General features: G+C 64.3%; 16 protein-coding genes. 5 read left to right on the top strand and 11 right to left on the bottom strand.

What is annotated here, in order from left to right:
- Positions 1 to 58 precede the first annotated feature (58 nt).
- The 7 genes from kdpB to AC07R1_RS21030 all read right to left on the bottom strand — a co-directional run bounded on the left by kdpB (position 59) and on the right by AC07R1_RS21030 (position 6,287).
- The gene (gene kdpB / locus AC07R1_RS21060; protein WP_236184079.1) at positions 59 to 2,131 is read right to left on the bottom strand and encodes a potassium-transporting ATPase subunit KdpB; all 2,073 of its coding nucleotides are present in this window, start codon (positions 2,129 to 2,131) and stop codon (positions 59 to 61) included.
- 12 nt (positions 2,132 to 2,143) lie between these two features.
- Complete coding sequence (gene kdpC / locus AC07R1_RS21055) at positions 2,144 to 2,827, bottom strand: potassium-transporting ATPase subunit KdpC (protein ID WP_015636717.1); 684 nt, start codon at positions 2,825 to 2,827, stop codon at positions 2,144 to 2,146.
- A gap of 9 nt (positions 2,828 to 2,836) precedes the next feature.
- The gene (gene kdpA, locus AC07R1_RS21050) at positions 2,837 to 4,543 is read right to left on the bottom strand and encodes a potassium-transporting ATPase subunit KdpA (protein ID WP_495110908.1); all 1,707 of its coding nucleotides are present in this window, start codon (positions 4,541 to 4,543) and stop codon (positions 2,837 to 2,839) included.
- 13 nt (positions 4,544 to 4,556) lie between these two features.
- Complete coding sequence (locus AC07R1_RS21045; RefSeq protein WP_011062828.1) at positions 4,557 to 4,727, bottom strand: hypothetical protein; 171 nt, start codon at positions 4,725 to 4,727, stop codon at positions 4,557 to 4,559.
- Positions 4,711 to 4,809, bottom strand: a complete 99-nt coding sequence (kdpF, locus tag AC07R1_RS21040) for a K(+)-transporting ATPase subunit F (RefSeq protein WP_019093583.1) — start codon at positions 4,807 to 4,809, stop codon at positions 4,711 to 4,713. Before kdpF ends, AC07R1_RS21045 begins: the two co-directional genes overlap by 17 nt.
- Before the next feature lie 257 nt (positions 4,810 to 5,066).
- The gene (locus AC07R1_RS21035) at positions 5,067 to 5,555 is read right to left on the bottom strand and encodes a GyrI-like domain-containing protein (RefSeq protein ID WP_011062830.1); all 489 of its coding nucleotides are present in this window, start codon (positions 5,553 to 5,555) and stop codon (positions 5,067 to 5,069) included.
- Positions 5,556 to 5,624: 69 nt separating this feature from the next.
- Positions 5,625 to 6,287, bottom strand: a complete 663-nt coding sequence (locus tag AC07R1_RS21030; protein ID WP_011062831.1) for a LysE family translocator — start codon at positions 6,285 to 6,287, stop codon at positions 5,625 to 5,627.
- Between the two features lie 279 nt (positions 6,288 to 6,566).
- Here AC07R1_RS21030 and alaC point away from each other — a divergent pair, with 279 nt between their 5' ends.
- The gene (gene alaC, locus AC07R1_RS21025; RefSeq protein WP_053153377.1) at positions 6,567 to 7,778 is read left to right on the top strand and encodes an alanine transaminase; all 1,212 of its coding nucleotides are present in this window, start codon (positions 6,567 to 6,569) and stop codon (positions 7,776 to 7,778) included.
- A 102-nt stretch (positions 7,779 to 7,880) separates the two neighbouring features.
- Here alaC and AC07R1_RS21020 read toward each other — a convergent pair whose 3' ends face one another.
- Both AC07R1_RS21020 and AC07R1_RS21015 read right to left on the bottom strand, forming a co-directional pair.
- Positions 7,881 to 9,233 (bottom strand): GntP family permease, encoded by a 1,353-nt coding sequence (locus tag AC07R1_RS21020; protein ID WP_011062833.1) that lies wholly within the window; start codon positions 9,231 to 9,233, stop codon positions 7,881 to 7,883.
- An 84-nt stretch (positions 9,234 to 9,317) separates the two neighbouring features.
- Entirely contained in the window at positions 9,318 to 9,851 is a 534-nt protein-coding gene (locus tag AC07R1_RS21015) for a gluconokinase (RefSeq protein WP_011062834.1), read from the bottom strand.
- A gap of 215 nt (positions 9,852 to 10,066) precedes the next feature.
- On the opposite strand from AC07R1_RS21015, the gene gntR reads away from it, so the two are divergent.
- Positions 10,067 to 11,098, top strand: a complete 1,032-nt coding sequence (gene gntR, locus AC07R1_RS21010; RefSeq protein ID WP_011062835.1) for an HTH-type transcriptional regulator GntR — start codon at positions 10,067 to 10,069, stop codon at positions 11,096 to 11,098.
- A 6-nt stretch (positions 11,099 to 11,104) separates the two neighbouring features.
- On the opposite strand, the gene AC07R1_RS21005 is transcribed toward gntR, so the two are convergent.
- Positions 11,105 to 11,725: a LysE family transporter gene (locus AC07R1_RS21005; RefSeq protein WP_011062836.1), complete on the bottom strand. Its 621-nt coding sequence runs from the start codon at positions 11,723 to 11,725 to the stop codon at positions 11,105 to 11,107.
- A 66-nt stretch (positions 11,726 to 11,791) separates the two neighbouring features.
- On the opposite strand from AC07R1_RS21005, the gene AC07R1_RS21000 reads away from it, so the two are divergent.
- Positions 11,792 to 12,721: a LysR family transcriptional regulator gene (locus tag AC07R1_RS21000; RefSeq protein ID WP_041119577.1), complete on the top strand. Its 930-nt coding sequence runs from the start codon at positions 11,792 to 11,794 to the stop codon at positions 12,719 to 12,721.
- 4 nt (positions 12,722 to 12,725) lie between these two features.
- On the opposite strand, the gene AC07R1_RS20995 is transcribed toward AC07R1_RS21000, so the two are convergent.
- Complete coding sequence (locus AC07R1_RS20995; protein WP_495110907.1) at positions 12,726 to 13,640, bottom strand: LysR family transcriptional regulator; 915 nt, start codon at positions 13,638 to 13,640, stop codon at positions 12,726 to 12,728.
- Between the two features lie 123 nt (positions 13,641 to 13,763).
- On the opposite strand from AC07R1_RS20995, the gene AC07R1_RS20990 reads away from it, so the two are divergent.
- Positions 13,764 to 14,195 (top strand): PACE efflux transporter, encoded by a 432-nt coding sequence (locus AC07R1_RS20990; protein ID WP_015636721.1) that lies wholly within the window; start codon positions 13,764 to 13,766, stop codon positions 14,193 to 14,195.
- 90 nt (positions 14,196 to 14,285) lie between these two features.
- Complete coding sequence (locus AC07R1_RS20985; RefSeq protein ID WP_011062840.1) at positions 14,286 to 14,918, top strand: glutathione S-transferase family protein; 633 nt, start codon at positions 14,286 to 14,288, stop codon at positions 14,916 to 14,918.
- Positions 14,919 to 14,947 lie beyond the last annotated feature (29 nt).

Below are 14,947 nucleotides of genomic sequence, written 5' to 3'. Positions count from 1 at the left end.
TGTGCATCCTTAAGTGGACAAGGCGGCACTCGAAAGAGCGCCGCCTTGCAAGTCCCTGTCAGACCAGGCCGAGGCCGGCCAGCAGCATGTCGATCAGCTTGATCCCGGCGAAGGGTACCAGCACCCCGCCCAGGCCGTAGATCAGCAGGTTGCGGTTGAGCAGCGCCGCGGCGCCAATGGCCCGGTACTTCACCCCCTTGAGCGCCAGGGGGATGAGGAACACGATGATCAGCGCGTTGAAGATCACCGCACTGAGAATCGCCGAGTTCGGGCTGTTCAGGTGCATCACGTTCAGCGCCGCCAGTTGCGGGTAAGTGGCGACGAAGGCGGCCGGTACGATAGCAAAATACTTGGCCACGTCGTTGGCCACGCTGAAGGTGGTCAGGGCACCGCGGGTCATGAGCATCTGCTTGCCCACTTCCACCACTTCGATCAGCTTGGTCGGGTTGCTGTCCAGGTCCACCATGTTGCCGGCTTCCTTGGCCGCCTGGGTGCCGCTGTTCATGGCCACCGCCACGTCGGCCTGGGCCAGGGCCGGGGCGTCGTTGGTACCGTCGCCGGTCATGGCCACCAGCTTGCCCTTGGCCTGGTAGTCGCGGATCAGTTGCAGCTTGTCCTCGGGCCGCGCTTCGGCGAGGAAATCGTCGACCCCGGCTTCCACGGCGATGGCCGCCGCGGTCAGGCGGTTGTCGCCGGTGATCATCACGGTCTTGATGCCCATGCGCCGCAGCTCGGCGAAGCGCTCCTTGATCCCGCCCTTGACCACGTCCTTGAGCTCCACCACGCCCAGGGCCTGGGCGCCTTCACTGACTACCAGCGGGGTGCTGCCACGGCGCGAGACTTCATCGACCTTGGCCTGCAAGGCCGGCGGGAAGCTGCCGCCCTGGGCCTCGATATGCCGGCGGATGGCATCGGCCGCGCCCTTGCGGATGCTCCGGCCCTCGGGCAGGTCGACCCCGCTCATGCGGGTCTGGGCGGTGAACTGCACGAAGCTGGCGCCCAGGGCGTGAAGGTCACGCCCACGGATGTCGAACAGTTGCTTGGCCAGCACCACGATGCTCCGGCCTTCCGGGGTTTCGTCCGCCAGGGAAGCCAGTTGCGCGGCTTGCGCCAGTTCGCTGTCCTTGATCCCCGGCGCCGGCAGGAAGGCGCTGGCCTGGCGGTTGCCCAGGGTGATGGTGCCGGTCTTGTCCAGCAGCAGCACGTCCACGTCCCCCGCCGCTTCCACGGCGCGGCCGGAGGTGGCAATGACATTGGCCGACATCATCCGGCTCATGCCCGCCACACCGATGGCCGAGAGCAGGCCACCGATGGTGGTGGGGATCAGGCACACCAGCAGCGCCACCATCACCGTGGCGCTGATCACACTGCCGGTGCCGCTCATGGCCACGGCAAAGATCGAGTACGGGCTCAGGGTCACGATCACCAGCAGGAACAGCAGGGTCAGGCCCACCAGGAGAATGGTCAGGGCCACCTCGTTGGGAGTCTTCTGGCGCTTGGCCGACTCCACCATGGAGATCATGCGGTCCAGGAACGACTCGCCGGGGTTGACGCTGATGCGCACCACCAGCCAGTCCGACAGCACCCGGGTGCCGCCGGTGACCGAGGAAAAGTCGCCCCCGGCCTCGCGGATCACCGGCGCCGATTCACCGGTGATGGCGCTTTCGTCCACCGTGGCCACGCCTTCGATGACCTCGCCGTCCAGGGGCACCAGGTCGCCGGCCTCGATCAGCACCACCATGTCCTTGCGCAGTTCGCTGGCGGCCATGGGCAACCAGGCGGCGCCATGCCGGGGCTGTTGCAGCAGCTTGGCCAGGGTCTGGCGCTTCATGCCCTTGAGGCTCGCCGCCTGGGCCCGGCTGCGGCCCTCGGCCAGAGCTTCGGCAAAGTTGGCAAACAGCACGGTGAACCACAGCCACAGGGCGATGCTGAGGATAAAGCCGCTGGGGGCCTCACCCTCGCCGCCCAGGGACTGGAACCACAGCAGGGTGGTGAGAAGGCTGCCCAGGTAGACCACGAACATCACCGGGTTCTTCCACTGCGCCTGGGGCAGCAGTTTCTTCACGGCATCCAGGCACGCGGTGAGCACTAGCCCACGGTCGAACAACGCTATACGAGGGTTGCTACTCATGATCGACGTCTCTTACTCACTGGCCGCAACGGGCGAGGAATGCAGGGGCGCTTGGGCATCCAGCGCCAGGTTGAGTTGCAGCACATTGACCCGGGGCTCGCCCAGCAGGCCGAAGGTGCGGCTTTCGCTGTGCGCCTGCAGCAGCATCAGCACGTCCACGGCGGCCATTTGCCGCTGGCGGGCCACCCGGTTCAGTTGCAGCCGGGCGTTGGCCAGGGAGATGTGCGGGTCCAGGCCGGAGGCCGAGGCGGTCACTGCGTCCACTGGCACCGGCATGTCTGCCGCCAGGCCATTGAGCTGGCGATAGGCGCTGACCCGCGCGGCCACGCTGTCCACCAGCTTCTGGCTGGTGGGGCCCAGGTTGCTGGCGCCACTGGCCCCGGCGTTGTAGGGCTGGGGCACACTCTTGCTCGGGTCCAGCGGATCGCTGCCCAGGGTCATGCTCGGGCGGCCCTGGAAATACTCCGGGCGGTCGAACGCCTGGCCGATCAGCGCCGAGCCCACGACCCGGCCATCACGCTGCACCAGGCTGCCCTGGGCCTGGAACGGAAACAGCAGGTTGGCCAACCCCGTGGTAACCAGCGGATAGGCCAGCCCCGTGAGCAGCATGAAGAACACCGCCGACACCAGCACCGGGCGCAACAGGCCCTTGAACAGCAGCGCGGTGGCGCCCTGGGTTTGCATTTGCGTAGTCATCACAACCCCTTACTTGTAGGTCTGGCCGGCGAGCAACTGCAGTTGCTCCACCAGCGGGCCGAGCGCGAGGGCCGGCAGGAAAGTCAGGCCACCGACCACCAGCACCACGAACACCACCAGCAACATGAACAGCGGGGTGGCGGTGGGAATGGTGCCGGCACCGGCCGGGATGTTCTTTTTCGCCGCCAGGGAGCCGGCCACGGCCAGCATCGGCAGCATGGTGAAGAAGCGCCCCATGAGCATCGCCAGGCCAATGGTGGTGTTGAAGAACGGTGTATTGGCGTTCAGGCCGGCAAACGCCGAACCGTTGTTGGCGGTGCCCGAGGCGTAGGCGTAGAGCACCTCGCTGAAGCCATGGGGGCCCAGATTGTTGAGACTATTGAGAGTGCCCGGCCACAGTGCCGCCAGGGCGGTGAAACCGAGGATGCAGATCGGGTGCGCGAGCACCGAGAGCATCACCAGCTTGATCTCCCGGGCCTCGATCTTCTTGCCGAGGAACTCAGGGCTGCGGCCGATCATCATGCCCACCAGGAACACCGTCAGCAGGGCGTACTGGATCAGGTTGATAAAGCCCACGCCGTCGCCGCCGAACACACAGTTGAGCATCATCTGCGCCAGGGGCACGAAGCCGCCCATGGGGGTCAGCGAGTCGTGCATGGCATTCACCGAACCGGTGGTGGCGCCGGTGGTGGTGGTGACGAACAGCGCGGTGTCGGCAATGCCGAAGCGCAGCTCCTTGCCTTCCATGTTGCCGCCGCTCTGGGTCTCCGACACCTGCTGGTCGGCACCGGCCTGGGTCAGCAGCGGGTTACCGCCCTGCTCCGCGGTGAAGACAATCGCCAGGAAGCCGACGAACATCACCAGGAAAGTGCCGAAGAACACCCAGCCCTGACGCCGACGCAGCAGCATGCTGCCGAAGGCGTAGGTCAGGGCCGAAGGGATCAGCAACATGCTGAGGATGTGCAGGACGTTGGTCAGCGGCGTCGGATTCTCGAACGGGTGGGCCGCGTTCATGCTGAAGAAGCCGCCACCGTTGGTGCCGATGTGCTTGATCGACTCGAAACTGGCCACGGCGCCGACGATCAGTTGCTGCTGGGCGCCTTCCAGGGTGGTGGCCAGGGCCTGGGAGTTGAGGGTCTGGGGCATGCCCTGCCAGACATAGACCAGGGCCATGACCAGGCACAACGGCAGCATCACCCGGTACAGGGTGCGGGTGAAGTCGACCCAGTAGTTGCCGATATCCGCCGAGCTGGAACGGCTCAGGCCGCGAATGAAGCCGGCTGCGGCGACAATACCTGCGGTAGCGCCGACGAACATCAGGAAGGTGATCACTGCCATCTGGCTGAAGTTCGACAGGCTGCTTTCACCTGAGTACGCCTGCCAGTTGGTGTTGGTGATAAAGGACGCGGCGGTGTTGAACGCCAGGTCCGGGGTCTGCGCCGCCAGCCCCAGGGGGTTGAGCGGCGTGCTGCCTTGCAGGCGCAGCAGCAGGTAGCCCAGCAGCATCATCGCCGCATTGGACAGCAGCAGGGCCGAGCCATAGCGGGCCCAGCCCATGGTTTCAGCCGCGTCGATCCCCAGCAGGCGGTAGGTGGCACGCTCCGGCAAGGCGTGGCCACGGCCGCTGAAGACCCGGGCCAGCCATTGGCCCATCAGCGCGGCCAGCCCGGTCATCAGGCCGAGGATCACCGCGTATTCCAGCACAGTACTCAACATGTCGATGCTCCGTTCAAATCTTGCCCATGGCGACGATGACCAGGGCCGTCAACACAAAGAACCCCAGGGTCAGGCCCACGAAGATCAGGTCGAACATGGCTGGTTTCCTTTCTGGTAGATGCCCGGACGGGCGAATGAAAGTGGGTGGCAGTTGCTGCGTGCGGTCATCAGAATTTCTCGGCACGGATCAGCGCATAACCCAGGTAGGCAAACAGCAGCACGGCGCACAAACCACTGGCGCCGTAGATGAATGGCAGTGTCAGCAAGGCAGCTCTCCCCTTAATGCTCAAAGGCGGTGCCGGGAGCGCAAAGCACAACCCGGGCACGGCCGGTCAGGGCACCCGCGACGGGCGCCGGCAGGGAGTCGGGAACGCCTCGTCCACCGCTCTCCTCTGCGCCACGCAGGTTAGGTGAGGGCGCATCAAGGTCGGGCACTGATTGCCGGGGGCGGCATTAAGACGGCGTAAAGATTGCGGCGGTGTGGGGCGGGAGAATCGGGGACGGGCCAGCGCCCCCGAGGGGGTCATTCACTTTTCAGGGGCAGCCAGATTTCCAGTACCCCGGTGCCGGCCTGGGGGTTGAAGTCGGCGCTGTAGCGCTCGAATTCCGGGGCATCGGCGGCCTCTCGACCCGACTGGGGCAGCCAGGTGTTCCAGATGTAGTCGAAGGTCCGGGGCAAGTCCTGCAAGGCGCCGCCATGCTCGAACACCGCATAGTGCTGCGGCTGCACCTCGATCCAGCGATAGCGCTCGGGCAGATCGTCGAGCTTGCTGATCTCGACCCCGGCGATGTACTCGAAGCCGCCCTGGCCGTCGGGGTTGCAGCAGATGCCATAGGTCTTGCGGTCGACCTGCCCCGGCACCTTGCCAATGTGCGGCACAAAGCGCTGCCACAGCAGGCCGATGTCCTGGCGAGTGGCAGGAGTGAATCGTTCGCCGAGGCCGGCGATCAGCAAAAAACGCTCCCTTTCGAAGCGCGGTTCTGGGCCTCTGCCCTGTTCTTGCTCATCCATGAATGCCACTCCTGCCGCAGAAAAGATGGGTTCGGCACGAAGTATAGAAGCCAATAGCCAAGGCCAGGATCAGAGCGCCGGAAGGTCTGCCGCGCCCGTACCAAGGATGAACTCCTGGTAGCCGGATAGAATCACATACACCGCGAAATAGCAGAAGATCGCCGCAGATGCCAGGTAGGAATAGCGCAACAGCTTGTCCCCCAGCAGCTTGCCGCCCTGGGTCGCGGCCAGGCACAGGCCCAGGGTCCAGACCAGCCCGGCACAGAAAAAGCCGGCCAGGAACAATCCCGAATCGGCAATCCCACCGCCCCCGGATCGGGCAATCAGGGTGCCGCCCACGGCAGCGAACCAGAGGATCGCACTGGGGGACGACATGGCCAGGAAGATCCCGCGAAAAAACTCCCGGCGCGGCGAGCCCTGGTCCGCCTCCCCGGCGGTGGCCAGCACCGCGCTGTGATGGAGGGCGGCGTAGATCATCTTCGCCGCGAAGTACACCAGCAGGGCCGAACCGCCGATCCACAGCACCCAGCGCACGCTTTGGTATTGCAGCAGCACGGTCATCCCGGCCAGGGCCAACAGCGCATAGATCAGGTCGCCGACACAGGTCCCCAGGCCCAGGCAGAAGCCCTGGAAATAACCCCGTTGCATGGCCAGGGTAATCATCGCGATATTGGCCACGCCGATGTCCAGGCACAGCGAAAGGCTCAACAAGAAGCCGCTGGTAAACTCCATCATTCATCCCGTTTGCTGCTGTTGTTCGAAGAGGGGCGAGGTGCGAGGAACCCGGGAAAGCCGGGCCGGCTGAGGCAGCTCACAGCCCTTGCAGGCAAGAAGCGTGCACGTTATAGCGGCAAATCCTGCCCCCTCGCAAATCCGCCCGGCGCACCAAAAATAATTTTCCGCGCCTCTGGACAAGCCGGCGGCGGCGCCCGTATCGTCTGCCCCGCAGGCCACCGCAGTGGCCAACGTCGCTCGGACGGTTCCGGGCGCTTACGTCTTTTCGAGGCAACAATGGCCGAACAAGGTTCGCCGCGCCGCTTTGCGCGCATCGATCGTCTTCCCCCCTATGTTTTCAATATCACTGCCGAGCTGAAGATGGCTGCGCGTCGGCGCGGCGAAGACATCATCGACTTGAGCATGGGTAACCCCGACGGCCCTACCCCGCCGCATATCGTCGAGAAACTGGTCACCGTCGCCCAGCGCGAAGACACCCACGGCTACTCCACCTCCAAGGGCATTCCGCGGCTGCGCCGGGCGATTTCCCGCTGGTACAAGGACCGCTACGAGGTCGATATCGACCCGGAAAGCGAAGCCATCGTCACCATCGGATCCAAGGAAGGCCTGGCGCACCTGATGCTGGCCACCCTGGACCAGGGCGACACGGTGCTGGTGCCCAACCCCAGCTACCCGATCCACATCTACGGCGCGGTCATTGCCGGCGCCCAGGTGCGCTCGGTGCCGCTGGTGCCCGGGGTGGATTTCTTCGCCGAGCTGGAGCGGGCCATCCGCGGTTCGATCCCCAAGCCGAAGATGATGATCCTCGGCTTCCCGTCCAACCCCACCGCCCAGTGCGTGGAGCTGGATTTCTTCGAACGGGTGATCGCCCTGGCCAAGCAGTACGACGTGCTGGTGATCCATGACCTGGCCTACGCCGACATCGTCTACGACGGCTGGAAAGCCCCGTCGATCATGCAGGTGCCGGGCGCCAAGGACATCGCGGTGGAGTTCTTCACCCTGTCCAAGAGCTACAACATGGCCGGCTGGCGCATCGGCTTCATGGTGGGCAACCCGGAACTGGTCAGCGCCCTGGCGCGGATCAAGAGCTACCACGACTACGGCACCTTCACCCCGTTGCAGGTGGCGGCGATTGCCGCCCTGGAAGGCGACCAGCAATGCGTGCGCGACATTGCCGAACAGTACCGGCAGCGGCGCAACGTGCTGGTCAAGGGCCTGCACGAACTGGGCTGGATGGTGGAGAACCCCAAGGCCTCGATGTACGTCTGGGCCAAGATTCCCGAGGCCTACGCGCACCTGGGCTCCCTGGAGTTCGCCAAGAAGCTGCTGGCCGAGGCCAAGGTCTGTGTCTCGCCGGGGGTGGGTTTTGGTGAATACGGCGACGATCACGTGCGCTTCGCCCTGATCGAAAACCAGGACCGGATTCGCCAGGCAGTGCGCGGCATCCGCGGCATGTTCCGCGCCGACGGCCTGGTGCAGAAAAGCTGAGATGCTTTCAGCCACAAAAAAACCGCAGCGATGCGGTTTTTTTGTACTCGCGTTTCACCGACAACCTGCTCCCTGTAGGAGCCGGCTTGCCGGCGAAGCCGTTTAAACCACCAACGACAGCAGCAGGATAAAGATCAGGCCCACCACCGAAAGGATGGTTTCCATCGCCGTCCAGGTCTTGAACGTCTCGGCCACGGTCATGTTGAAGTACTGCTTGACCAGCCAGAACCCGGCGTCGTTGACGTGGGACAGGATCAGCGAGCCGGCGCCGGTGGCCAGCACCAGCAGCTCGCGGTTGACCCCGGGGATCATCCCCACCACCGGCACCACGATGCCGGCACCGGTGATGGTGGCCACGGTGGCCGAACCGGTGGCGATACGGATCACCGCCGCCACCAGCCACGCCAGGAGGATCGGCGAGATCTGCGCATTGACCGCCATATGGCCGATCACGTCACCCACGCCGCTGGTCACCAGCATCTGCTTGAAGCCGCCACCGGCACCGATGATCAGGATGATCGCCGCGGTCGGCGCCAGGCTGGCATCCAACAGTTTGAGAATCTGCTTGGAACCGATGCCCTGCTTGTAGCCGAAGGTGTACAGCGACAGCAGCAGCGCCAGCAGCAAGGCGGTGATCGGGTGGCCGATCATGTCCATCCAGATGCGGAAGAAGTGTCCGTCCGGCAGCGCCACGTCGGCGAAGGTCTTGAGCAGCATCAGGAACACCGGCAGCAGCACGGTCACCAGGGTCACGCTGAAGCTGGGCAACTGGGCGGCCTGGGGCTCGCGGGCCAGTTGGTCCACCAGTTCCTGGGACGGATTGCCGGGAATGTACTTGGCAATGAAAGTGCCGTAGATCGGCCCGGCGATGATCGCCGTGGGCAGCGCCACGATCAGCCCATACAGGATGGTCTTGCCGATGTCGGCGCCGAACACGCCGATGGCCAGCAGCGGCCCCGGGTGCGGCGGCACCAGGCCGTGCACCGCCGACAGGCCGGCCAGCAGCGGAATGCCGATCTTGATCAGCGATACCCCGGTACGCCGCGCAACGATGAACACCAGCGGAATCAGCAGCACGAAGCCGATCTCGAAGAACAGCGGGATGCCCACCAGGAAGGCGGCAAACATCATCGCCCACTGCACCCGCTCCTTGCCGAACGAGCGGATCAGGGTCTGGGCGATCTGATCGGCGCCACCGGACTCGGCCATCATCTTGCCGAGCATGGTACCCAGGGCCAGGATGATGCCGACAAAACCGAGCACGCCACCAAAGCCGTCCTGGAACGCCTTGATGATCTTGTCCACCGGCATGCCCGACGTCAGGCCGAGGAAACCCGCGGCGATGATCAGAGCGATGAAGGGGTGCAGCTTGAATCGGGTGATCAACACGATCAGCCCGATGATAGTGACCACTGCATCAACCAGCAGATAGGTCTCTTGGGACATGCCAAACATGGGATTGCCTCCGGTTTGTTGTTTTTATTAAAGCGTTAAAAACAAGGGCCGAGTGGGATAGCGCTACCTTTTTCGAGCCAGCACTTAATGTGAAGGTTCCAGGCCATGCTCCAGCCACCATTGGTTGGCCAGTTCGGCCAGGCGCTGGACGCTCAGGGTGCTGGCATCCAGGGCCAGGGTGAGCGGCTCCCCCACCGGGGATTCGAGAGTGGCGAACTGACTGTCGATCAGGGTCGAAGGCATGAAATGCCCTGGCCGGTGCGCCACACGGTCGGCGGCGACTGCCGGAGTCAGTTCGAGAAAGACAAAGCCCAGGCCGGGCGTGGCGGCGCGCAGGCGCTCGCGGTACTTGCGCTTGAGCGCCGAGCAGGTCAGTACCGGGTGCTGGCCGGCGGCCAGGGCACGACGCAGTTCATCGCACAGGCTGTCGAGCCAGCCGGCACGGTCTTCGTCGTCGAGGGGAATGCCGGCACTCATCTTGGCGATGTTCGCCGCCGGGTGGAAGGTATCGCCTTCAATGGCCATGGCGCCGCTGCGCTGGCACAGGGCCTGACTGACACTGGACTTGCCGCAGCCGGCAACACCCATGATGACCAGGGCGGTGATGGGTTGACTCATGAAACACCTCAGCGCGCAGACAGCGCTACCTTCGCAAATAAAAAATCTAGTACAAAAACAGTGTCTGCCGACGCCTTCTTGTCATTTTTGTGGGTTGCCGCGTATATAGTCCGCCAAACCAAAGAGCGAGGGTCAGGCACACCTCGCTCACGCATTGCAGCTGTTTCAGGACAGCGCTACCTTAGAGACTTGAATTTTGTTTGGCAAGCCGTCTGATGACCACTCATAAAAACGATAAAAACACCCGTACCACGGGCCGTCCCACCCTCAATGAAGTCGCCCGCCTGGCCGGAGTCAGCCCGATTACCGCCTCCCGGGCCCTGCGCGGCGTCAGCAGCGTGGCCACCGAACTGGTGGAAAAGGTGCAGAAGGCCGCGCAGGAACTGAACTACGTGGTCAACTCCGCCGCCCGCGCCCTGGCTTCGGCGCAGAGCCAGTCGGTGGTGGTGCTGGTGCCGTCGCTGTCCAACCTGCTGTTCATCGAAACCCTGGAAGCCATCCACCAGGTACTGCGCCCCAAAGGCTTCGAAGTGCTGATCGGCAACTGCCACTATTCTCGGGACGAAGAAGAAAACCTGCTGCGCAACTACATGACCTACCAGCCCCGGGGGCTGCTGCTGACCGGTTTCGACCGCACCGAAAGCGCCCGACGGATGATCGAGGCGAACAACATTCCCTGCGTCTACATGATGGACCTGGACTCCGGCGCCGGGCTCAACTGCGTGGGCTTCTCGCAATTGAACGCCGGCGAAACGGCGGCCCAGCATCTGATTTCCCGCGGGCGCAAGCACCTGGCCTACGTCGGTGCGCAACTGGACCAGCGCACCCTGCTGCGCGGCGAAGGTTTCCGCCGTGCCCTGCAGCAGGCCGGGCTGTACAACCCCGACCTGGAACTGTTGACCCCACGGCCCTCGTCCGTCGGCCTGGGGGCCGAGCTGTTCCTGCAACTGATGCAGAGCCAGCCCCAGGTGGACGCGATCTTCTTCGGCAACGACGACCTGGCCCAGGGCGCGCTGCTGGAAGCCATGCGCTGCGGGATCAAGGTGCCCGAGCAGGTGGCGGTGCTGGGCTTCAACGACCTGCCCTCCTCCGAACACATGGTGCCGCGCCTGAGCAGCATCAGCACTCCGCGCGAAGCCATTGGCCGCCGCGCCGCCGAACAGATGCTGACCCTGCTGGCCGGCAACAGCGTGGCCGAGCCGGTGGTGGACATGGGGTTTGAACTGCGGGTTCGGGAAAGCACCTGAAACGCCTCAGGGCCTGACGCTCAGGACACTGAGCAACAGGCCGAAGCCCACCAGCACCGCGCCGAACAACTGATCGATCCGGCGTTTGTAGGCCAGTAGCCGGCCGGCAATCGCCGGTGCCGAGAAAAACAGCGCCACCAGCACGAACCACAGCACGTGGGCCAGGACGATGATCGCGCCGTAGCCGATCTGTACCGGCAAGGCCGTGCCCGGCTGAATCACCTGCATGAACAGACTGAGAACGAAAATCATCGTCTTGGGGTTCAGGGCATTGGTCAGAAAGCCACTGCGCAAGGCGCCCCAGGTCGACATCCGAGCCCCCTCTGCCGGTTCTTCCCCCGGACGTTGCTCAGGGCTGCGCAACAGCTTGATGCCCAGGTAGATCAGGTACAGCGCACCCGCGATCTTCAAGCCGGTAAACCACAGCAGCGACTGCTGCAACAGCACCCCCACCCCCAGCAAGCTGTAGCCGATATGCACCATGACCCCGAGCCCGATGCCCAGGGCCGTGAACACGCCGTGGCGGCGCGAAAGCAGCAGGCTGTTGCGGGTTACCAGGGCAAAGTCGGCCCCGGGGCTGAGTACAGCAAGAATGGTAATGGTGATTACGAGTAACAGTTCGGTCACGTTGAATACGCCTAGGCTATAGAATCAGGCGCTACTGTATTGGGACCATGACCCAGGCCGATAACGATGAAAACTGACATTCCTGGTGATAAAAACTCACAACTCTCGCGACGGCGCCTGCCCCCGCTGAGCGCCTTGCGCTGCTTCGAAGCCGCTGCACGCCTGGAAAGCTTCACCCAGGCCGGCGCCACCCTGCACCTGACCCACGGCGCCATCAGCCGTGCGGTGCGCGCCCTGGAAGAGGACCTCGGCACCCCTCTCTTTGAGCGCCGCAGCCAGCGGGTCTTTCTCACCGCCGCCGGAGCCGAACTGCTGCACAGCGTGACCCAGGCCCTGGACCTAATCGAGAGCACCGCCAGCCGCCTGCGAGCCCCGGCTCCCGCAGCACCGCTGGTGCTGTCCTGCGAGCCGACGCTGCTGATGCGCTGGCTGATTCCGCGCATGCCGGGGTTCTATGCCGAGCACCCGCAAGTGCCGATCCAGCTGCTGGCCGGCGGCGGGCCCTTCTCGTTCGGTGCCGGTATCGACCTGGCGATCCGCCGCAACGACTTTGCCTGGAGCCGCGACACCCAGGCCCACTGGCTATTCGACGAAGCCATAGGCCCGGTATGCCGCCCCGAGCGCCAGGCCGACTGGACCCCGGCAACGGCCGGGCTGGCGCAACTGGCGGCGCAGGCACCGCGCCTGCACAGCGCCACCCGGCCGCACGCCTGGCAACAGTGGCTGCAATTGCAGCAACAACCGGTTGCCCCGACGCCACCGGAGCAGGTCTTCGAGCACTTCTACTTCAGCCTGCAAGCGGCCGTGGCCGGGCTGGGTCTGGCCATTGCCCCCTGGCAACTGGTGCGTGACGACCTGGAGGGCGGGCTGCTGTGTGCGCCCTTCGGCTTTGTCGCCGATGGCAGCGCTTATTACCTGCTTTCCCCCCAGGCCATAGACCCGGATTCGGCCAGCGGAAAACTGCTGCACTGGTTGCGCCGGCAAGCCCTGGCGTAGGCACTCAGGCAGGCGGGGCCACGGCCCCCAGCGCCGGGTCCTCGCCGCTGAGCAACTGCACCAGGGCCAGGGCCCCCTTCTGCAAAGGCTGGTTCTTCAACCACACCGCGTGCACCGGCAACACCAGGCCGTTGTCGATGTTCTTGAAATGCAGCCGTTGCAAGCGCCCCACCGCCAGCAACGGCTGGATCACCGACAACGGGAAATTGCCCCAACCGATCCCCGCCTCCACCATGTGCAGGGCCATGGCCAGGCTGTCGGTGCGCCACAGCGACTCGCCCACCAGGGGCCGGGTATCACTCAGGGGCAGGTCGCGGCTGGCCACCACCACCTGACGGACCTTGATCAGCTCTTCCAGGTACAGCGAACCGTCACTGGCCTGGAACACAGGGTGCCCGGCGCAAATGCAGGCAATCATCCGCTCGCAGCCCAGGTACTGGAAATACTCCAGGGCATTCACGCTCAACCCGGCAAAGGCCACGCCCACGCTGACCCGGCCACTGTGCAAAAGGTGCAGCACGTCATCCTGGGGAGCACTGAGCAGCTCGACTTCCAGCAGCGGATAACGCTCGGCAATCAGCTTGATGGCGGCCAGTACCCGTTGCTTGTCGATGTCATCCACCACCGCGATCGACAGCTTGCTCTCCAGGCCCAGGGACAGCTCGACGGCATGCACCTGCAATTGCTTGAGCTGGTCGGCAATCAGCCGCGCATGGGGCGCCAGGGACAAGGCCAGCGGCGTGGGCAGCGGCTCGCGGTGGCTGCGATCGAACAGCGCATACCCCAACTCCGCCTCGAGGTTGGCGATGCCCATGCTCACGGCCGAAGGCACCTTGCCCAAAGAACGCGCCGCCGCAGAAAAGGAGCCGCGATCGAGCACGGCGAGAAACAACTGGATGCTGTCGCTGGAGAAGTTCATGAGAAACAACCTATCAGGAAAACTGAAAGCTTCCGACTTTTTCTGTCACCTTGATTGAAGCTATCTTCCGCGCCCTGCGCCACCCTCAGGCTGGCCATTCCCATTCAAAATCGAGGAACCCGCATGCAAGGCGTGAAACGCAAACTGGTCTATGTCTCTTTATTCGAAGTGTTCGGCATGACCTTCTCGGCCCTGGGCCTGGCCCTGCTGTCCGGCACCTCGCCCAGCAGCACCGGGCCGCTGGCGGTGGTCATCACCAGCATCGCGGTGACCTGGAACTTCATCTACACCACCCTGTTCGAGCGCTGGGAAAGCCGCCAGCCATCGCGCACCCGTACGGTCAAGCGGCGCATTGCCCATGCCGTGGGTTTCCAGTTGACCCTGATCGTGTTCCTGATCCCGCTGATCGCCTGGTGGATGGCGATCAGCCTGGTGCAGGCCTTTCTCCTGGACCTGGCGCTGATCCTGTTCATCCCCTGCTACACCTTTGCCTTCAACTGGCTGTTCGACCGGGTTTTCGGCTTGCCGGCCTCGGCCCTCCCCGATCCGGCCTGAGATACCCGTATCGGCAAATTGATCGTCGCCGAGACGACGCCACGCTGTTAGATTCCCATGGCCATCCAGTACCACGAACAAGGAAGCGTCATGGGAACCCGCTGCAGAATTCTCGGTAAAGCCTCGTCCATCAATGTCAGGAAAGTCTTGTGGACCTGTGAGGAGCTTGGGCTTTCCTACCAGCAGGAAGACTGGGGTAGTGGCTTTCAGTCCACCCATACCCCCGAGTTTCTCGCCCTCAACCCCAATGCCCAGGTACCGGTGCTGATCGACGACGCCGGGGTCCTGTGGGAATCCAACAGCATCTGCCGCTACCTGGCCAACCTGCACCCCGGCAGCGGCCTGCTGCCCACGGCCCCGCGCGCCCGGGCCCTGGTTGAACAGTGGATGGACTGGCAGGCCACCGAGCTGAACCCGTCCTGGAGCTATGCCTTCATGGGCCTGGTGCGCCAGCATGCGGATTACCAGGACAGCCAGCGCATCGGCGCCAGCCTGCTGGCCTGGAATGCCAAGATGCAAATCCTCGAACGCCAGCTCGAGCGCTCGGGCGCCTATGTTCTGGGCGAGGATTTCAGCCTTGCGGATATCGTTCTTGGTCTCTCGGTGAATCGCTGGAAGATGACCCCCATGGAGCACCCGGCCTACCCCGCCGTGGCCGCCTACTACGAACGCCTCAGCCTGCACCCGGGCTTCATGCTGCACGGGCGCAATGGCATCGCCTGAGCTGGCCATCCCTCCTCTGGCCCATCGGA

Source organism: Pseudomonas sp. GW821-FHT07F01, assembly GCF_059418825.1.
Note: the sequence above shows the minus strand (reverse complement) of the source record. Positions and strands in the feature narration are given on the sequence as shown.

What these genes read in the sequence shown, in the direction of transcription:
- kdpA (WP_495110908.1), bottom strand. Translation starts at nt 4,543, where the DNA reads ATGTTGAGTACTGTGCTGGAATACGCGGTGATCCTCGGCCTGATGACC.
- AC07R1_RS20995 (WP_495110907.1), bottom strand. Translation starts at nt 13,640, where the DNA reads ATGAACTTCTCCAGCGACAGCATCCAGTTGTTTCTCGCCGTGCTCGAT.
- gntR (WP_011062835.1), top strand. Translation starts at nt 10,067, where the DNA reads ATGACCACTCATAAAAACGATAAAAACACCCGTACCACGGGCCGTCCC.
- kdpC (WP_015636717.1), bottom strand. Translation starts at nt 2,827, where the DNA reads ATGACTACGCAAATGCAAACCCAGGGCGCCACCGCGCTGCTGTTCAAG.
- AC07R1_RS21000 (WP_041119577.1), top strand. Translation starts at nt 11,792, where the DNA reads ATGAAAACTGACATTCCTGGTGATAAAAACTCACAACTCTCGCGACGG.
- AC07R1_RS21035 (WP_011062830.1), bottom strand. Translation starts at nt 5,555, where the DNA reads ATGGATGAGCAAGAACAGGGCAGAGGCCCAGAACCGCGCTTCGAAAGG.
- alaC (WP_053153377.1), top strand. Translation starts at nt 6,567, where the DNA reads ATGGCCGAACAAGGTTCGCCGCGCCGCTTTGCGCGCATCGATCGTCTT.
- AC07R1_RS20990 (WP_015636721.1), top strand. Translation starts at nt 13,764, where the DNA reads ATGCAAGGCGTGAAACGCAAACTGGTCTATGTCTCTTTATTCGAAGTG.
- AC07R1_RS21015 (WP_011062834.1), bottom strand. Translation starts at nt 9,851, where the DNA reads ATGAGTCAACCCATCACCGCCCTGGTCATCATGGGTGTTGCCGGCTGC.
- AC07R1_RS21030 (WP_011062831.1), bottom strand. Translation starts at nt 6,287, where the DNA reads ATGGAGTTTACCAGCGGCTTCTTGTTGAGCCTTTCGCTGTGCCTGGAC.
- AC07R1_RS21020 (WP_011062833.1), bottom strand. Translation starts at nt 9,233, where the DNA reads ATGTTTGGCATGTCCCAAGAGACCTATCTGCTGGTTGATGCAGTGGTC.
- AC07R1_RS20985 (WP_011062840.1), top strand. Translation starts at nt 14,286, where the DNA reads ATGGGAACCCGCTGCAGAATTCTCGGTAAAGCCTCGTCCATCAATGTC.
- kdpB (WP_236184079.1), bottom strand. Translation starts at nt 2,131, where the DNA reads ATGAGTAGCAACCCTCGTATAGCGTTGTTCGACCGTGGGCTAGTGCTC.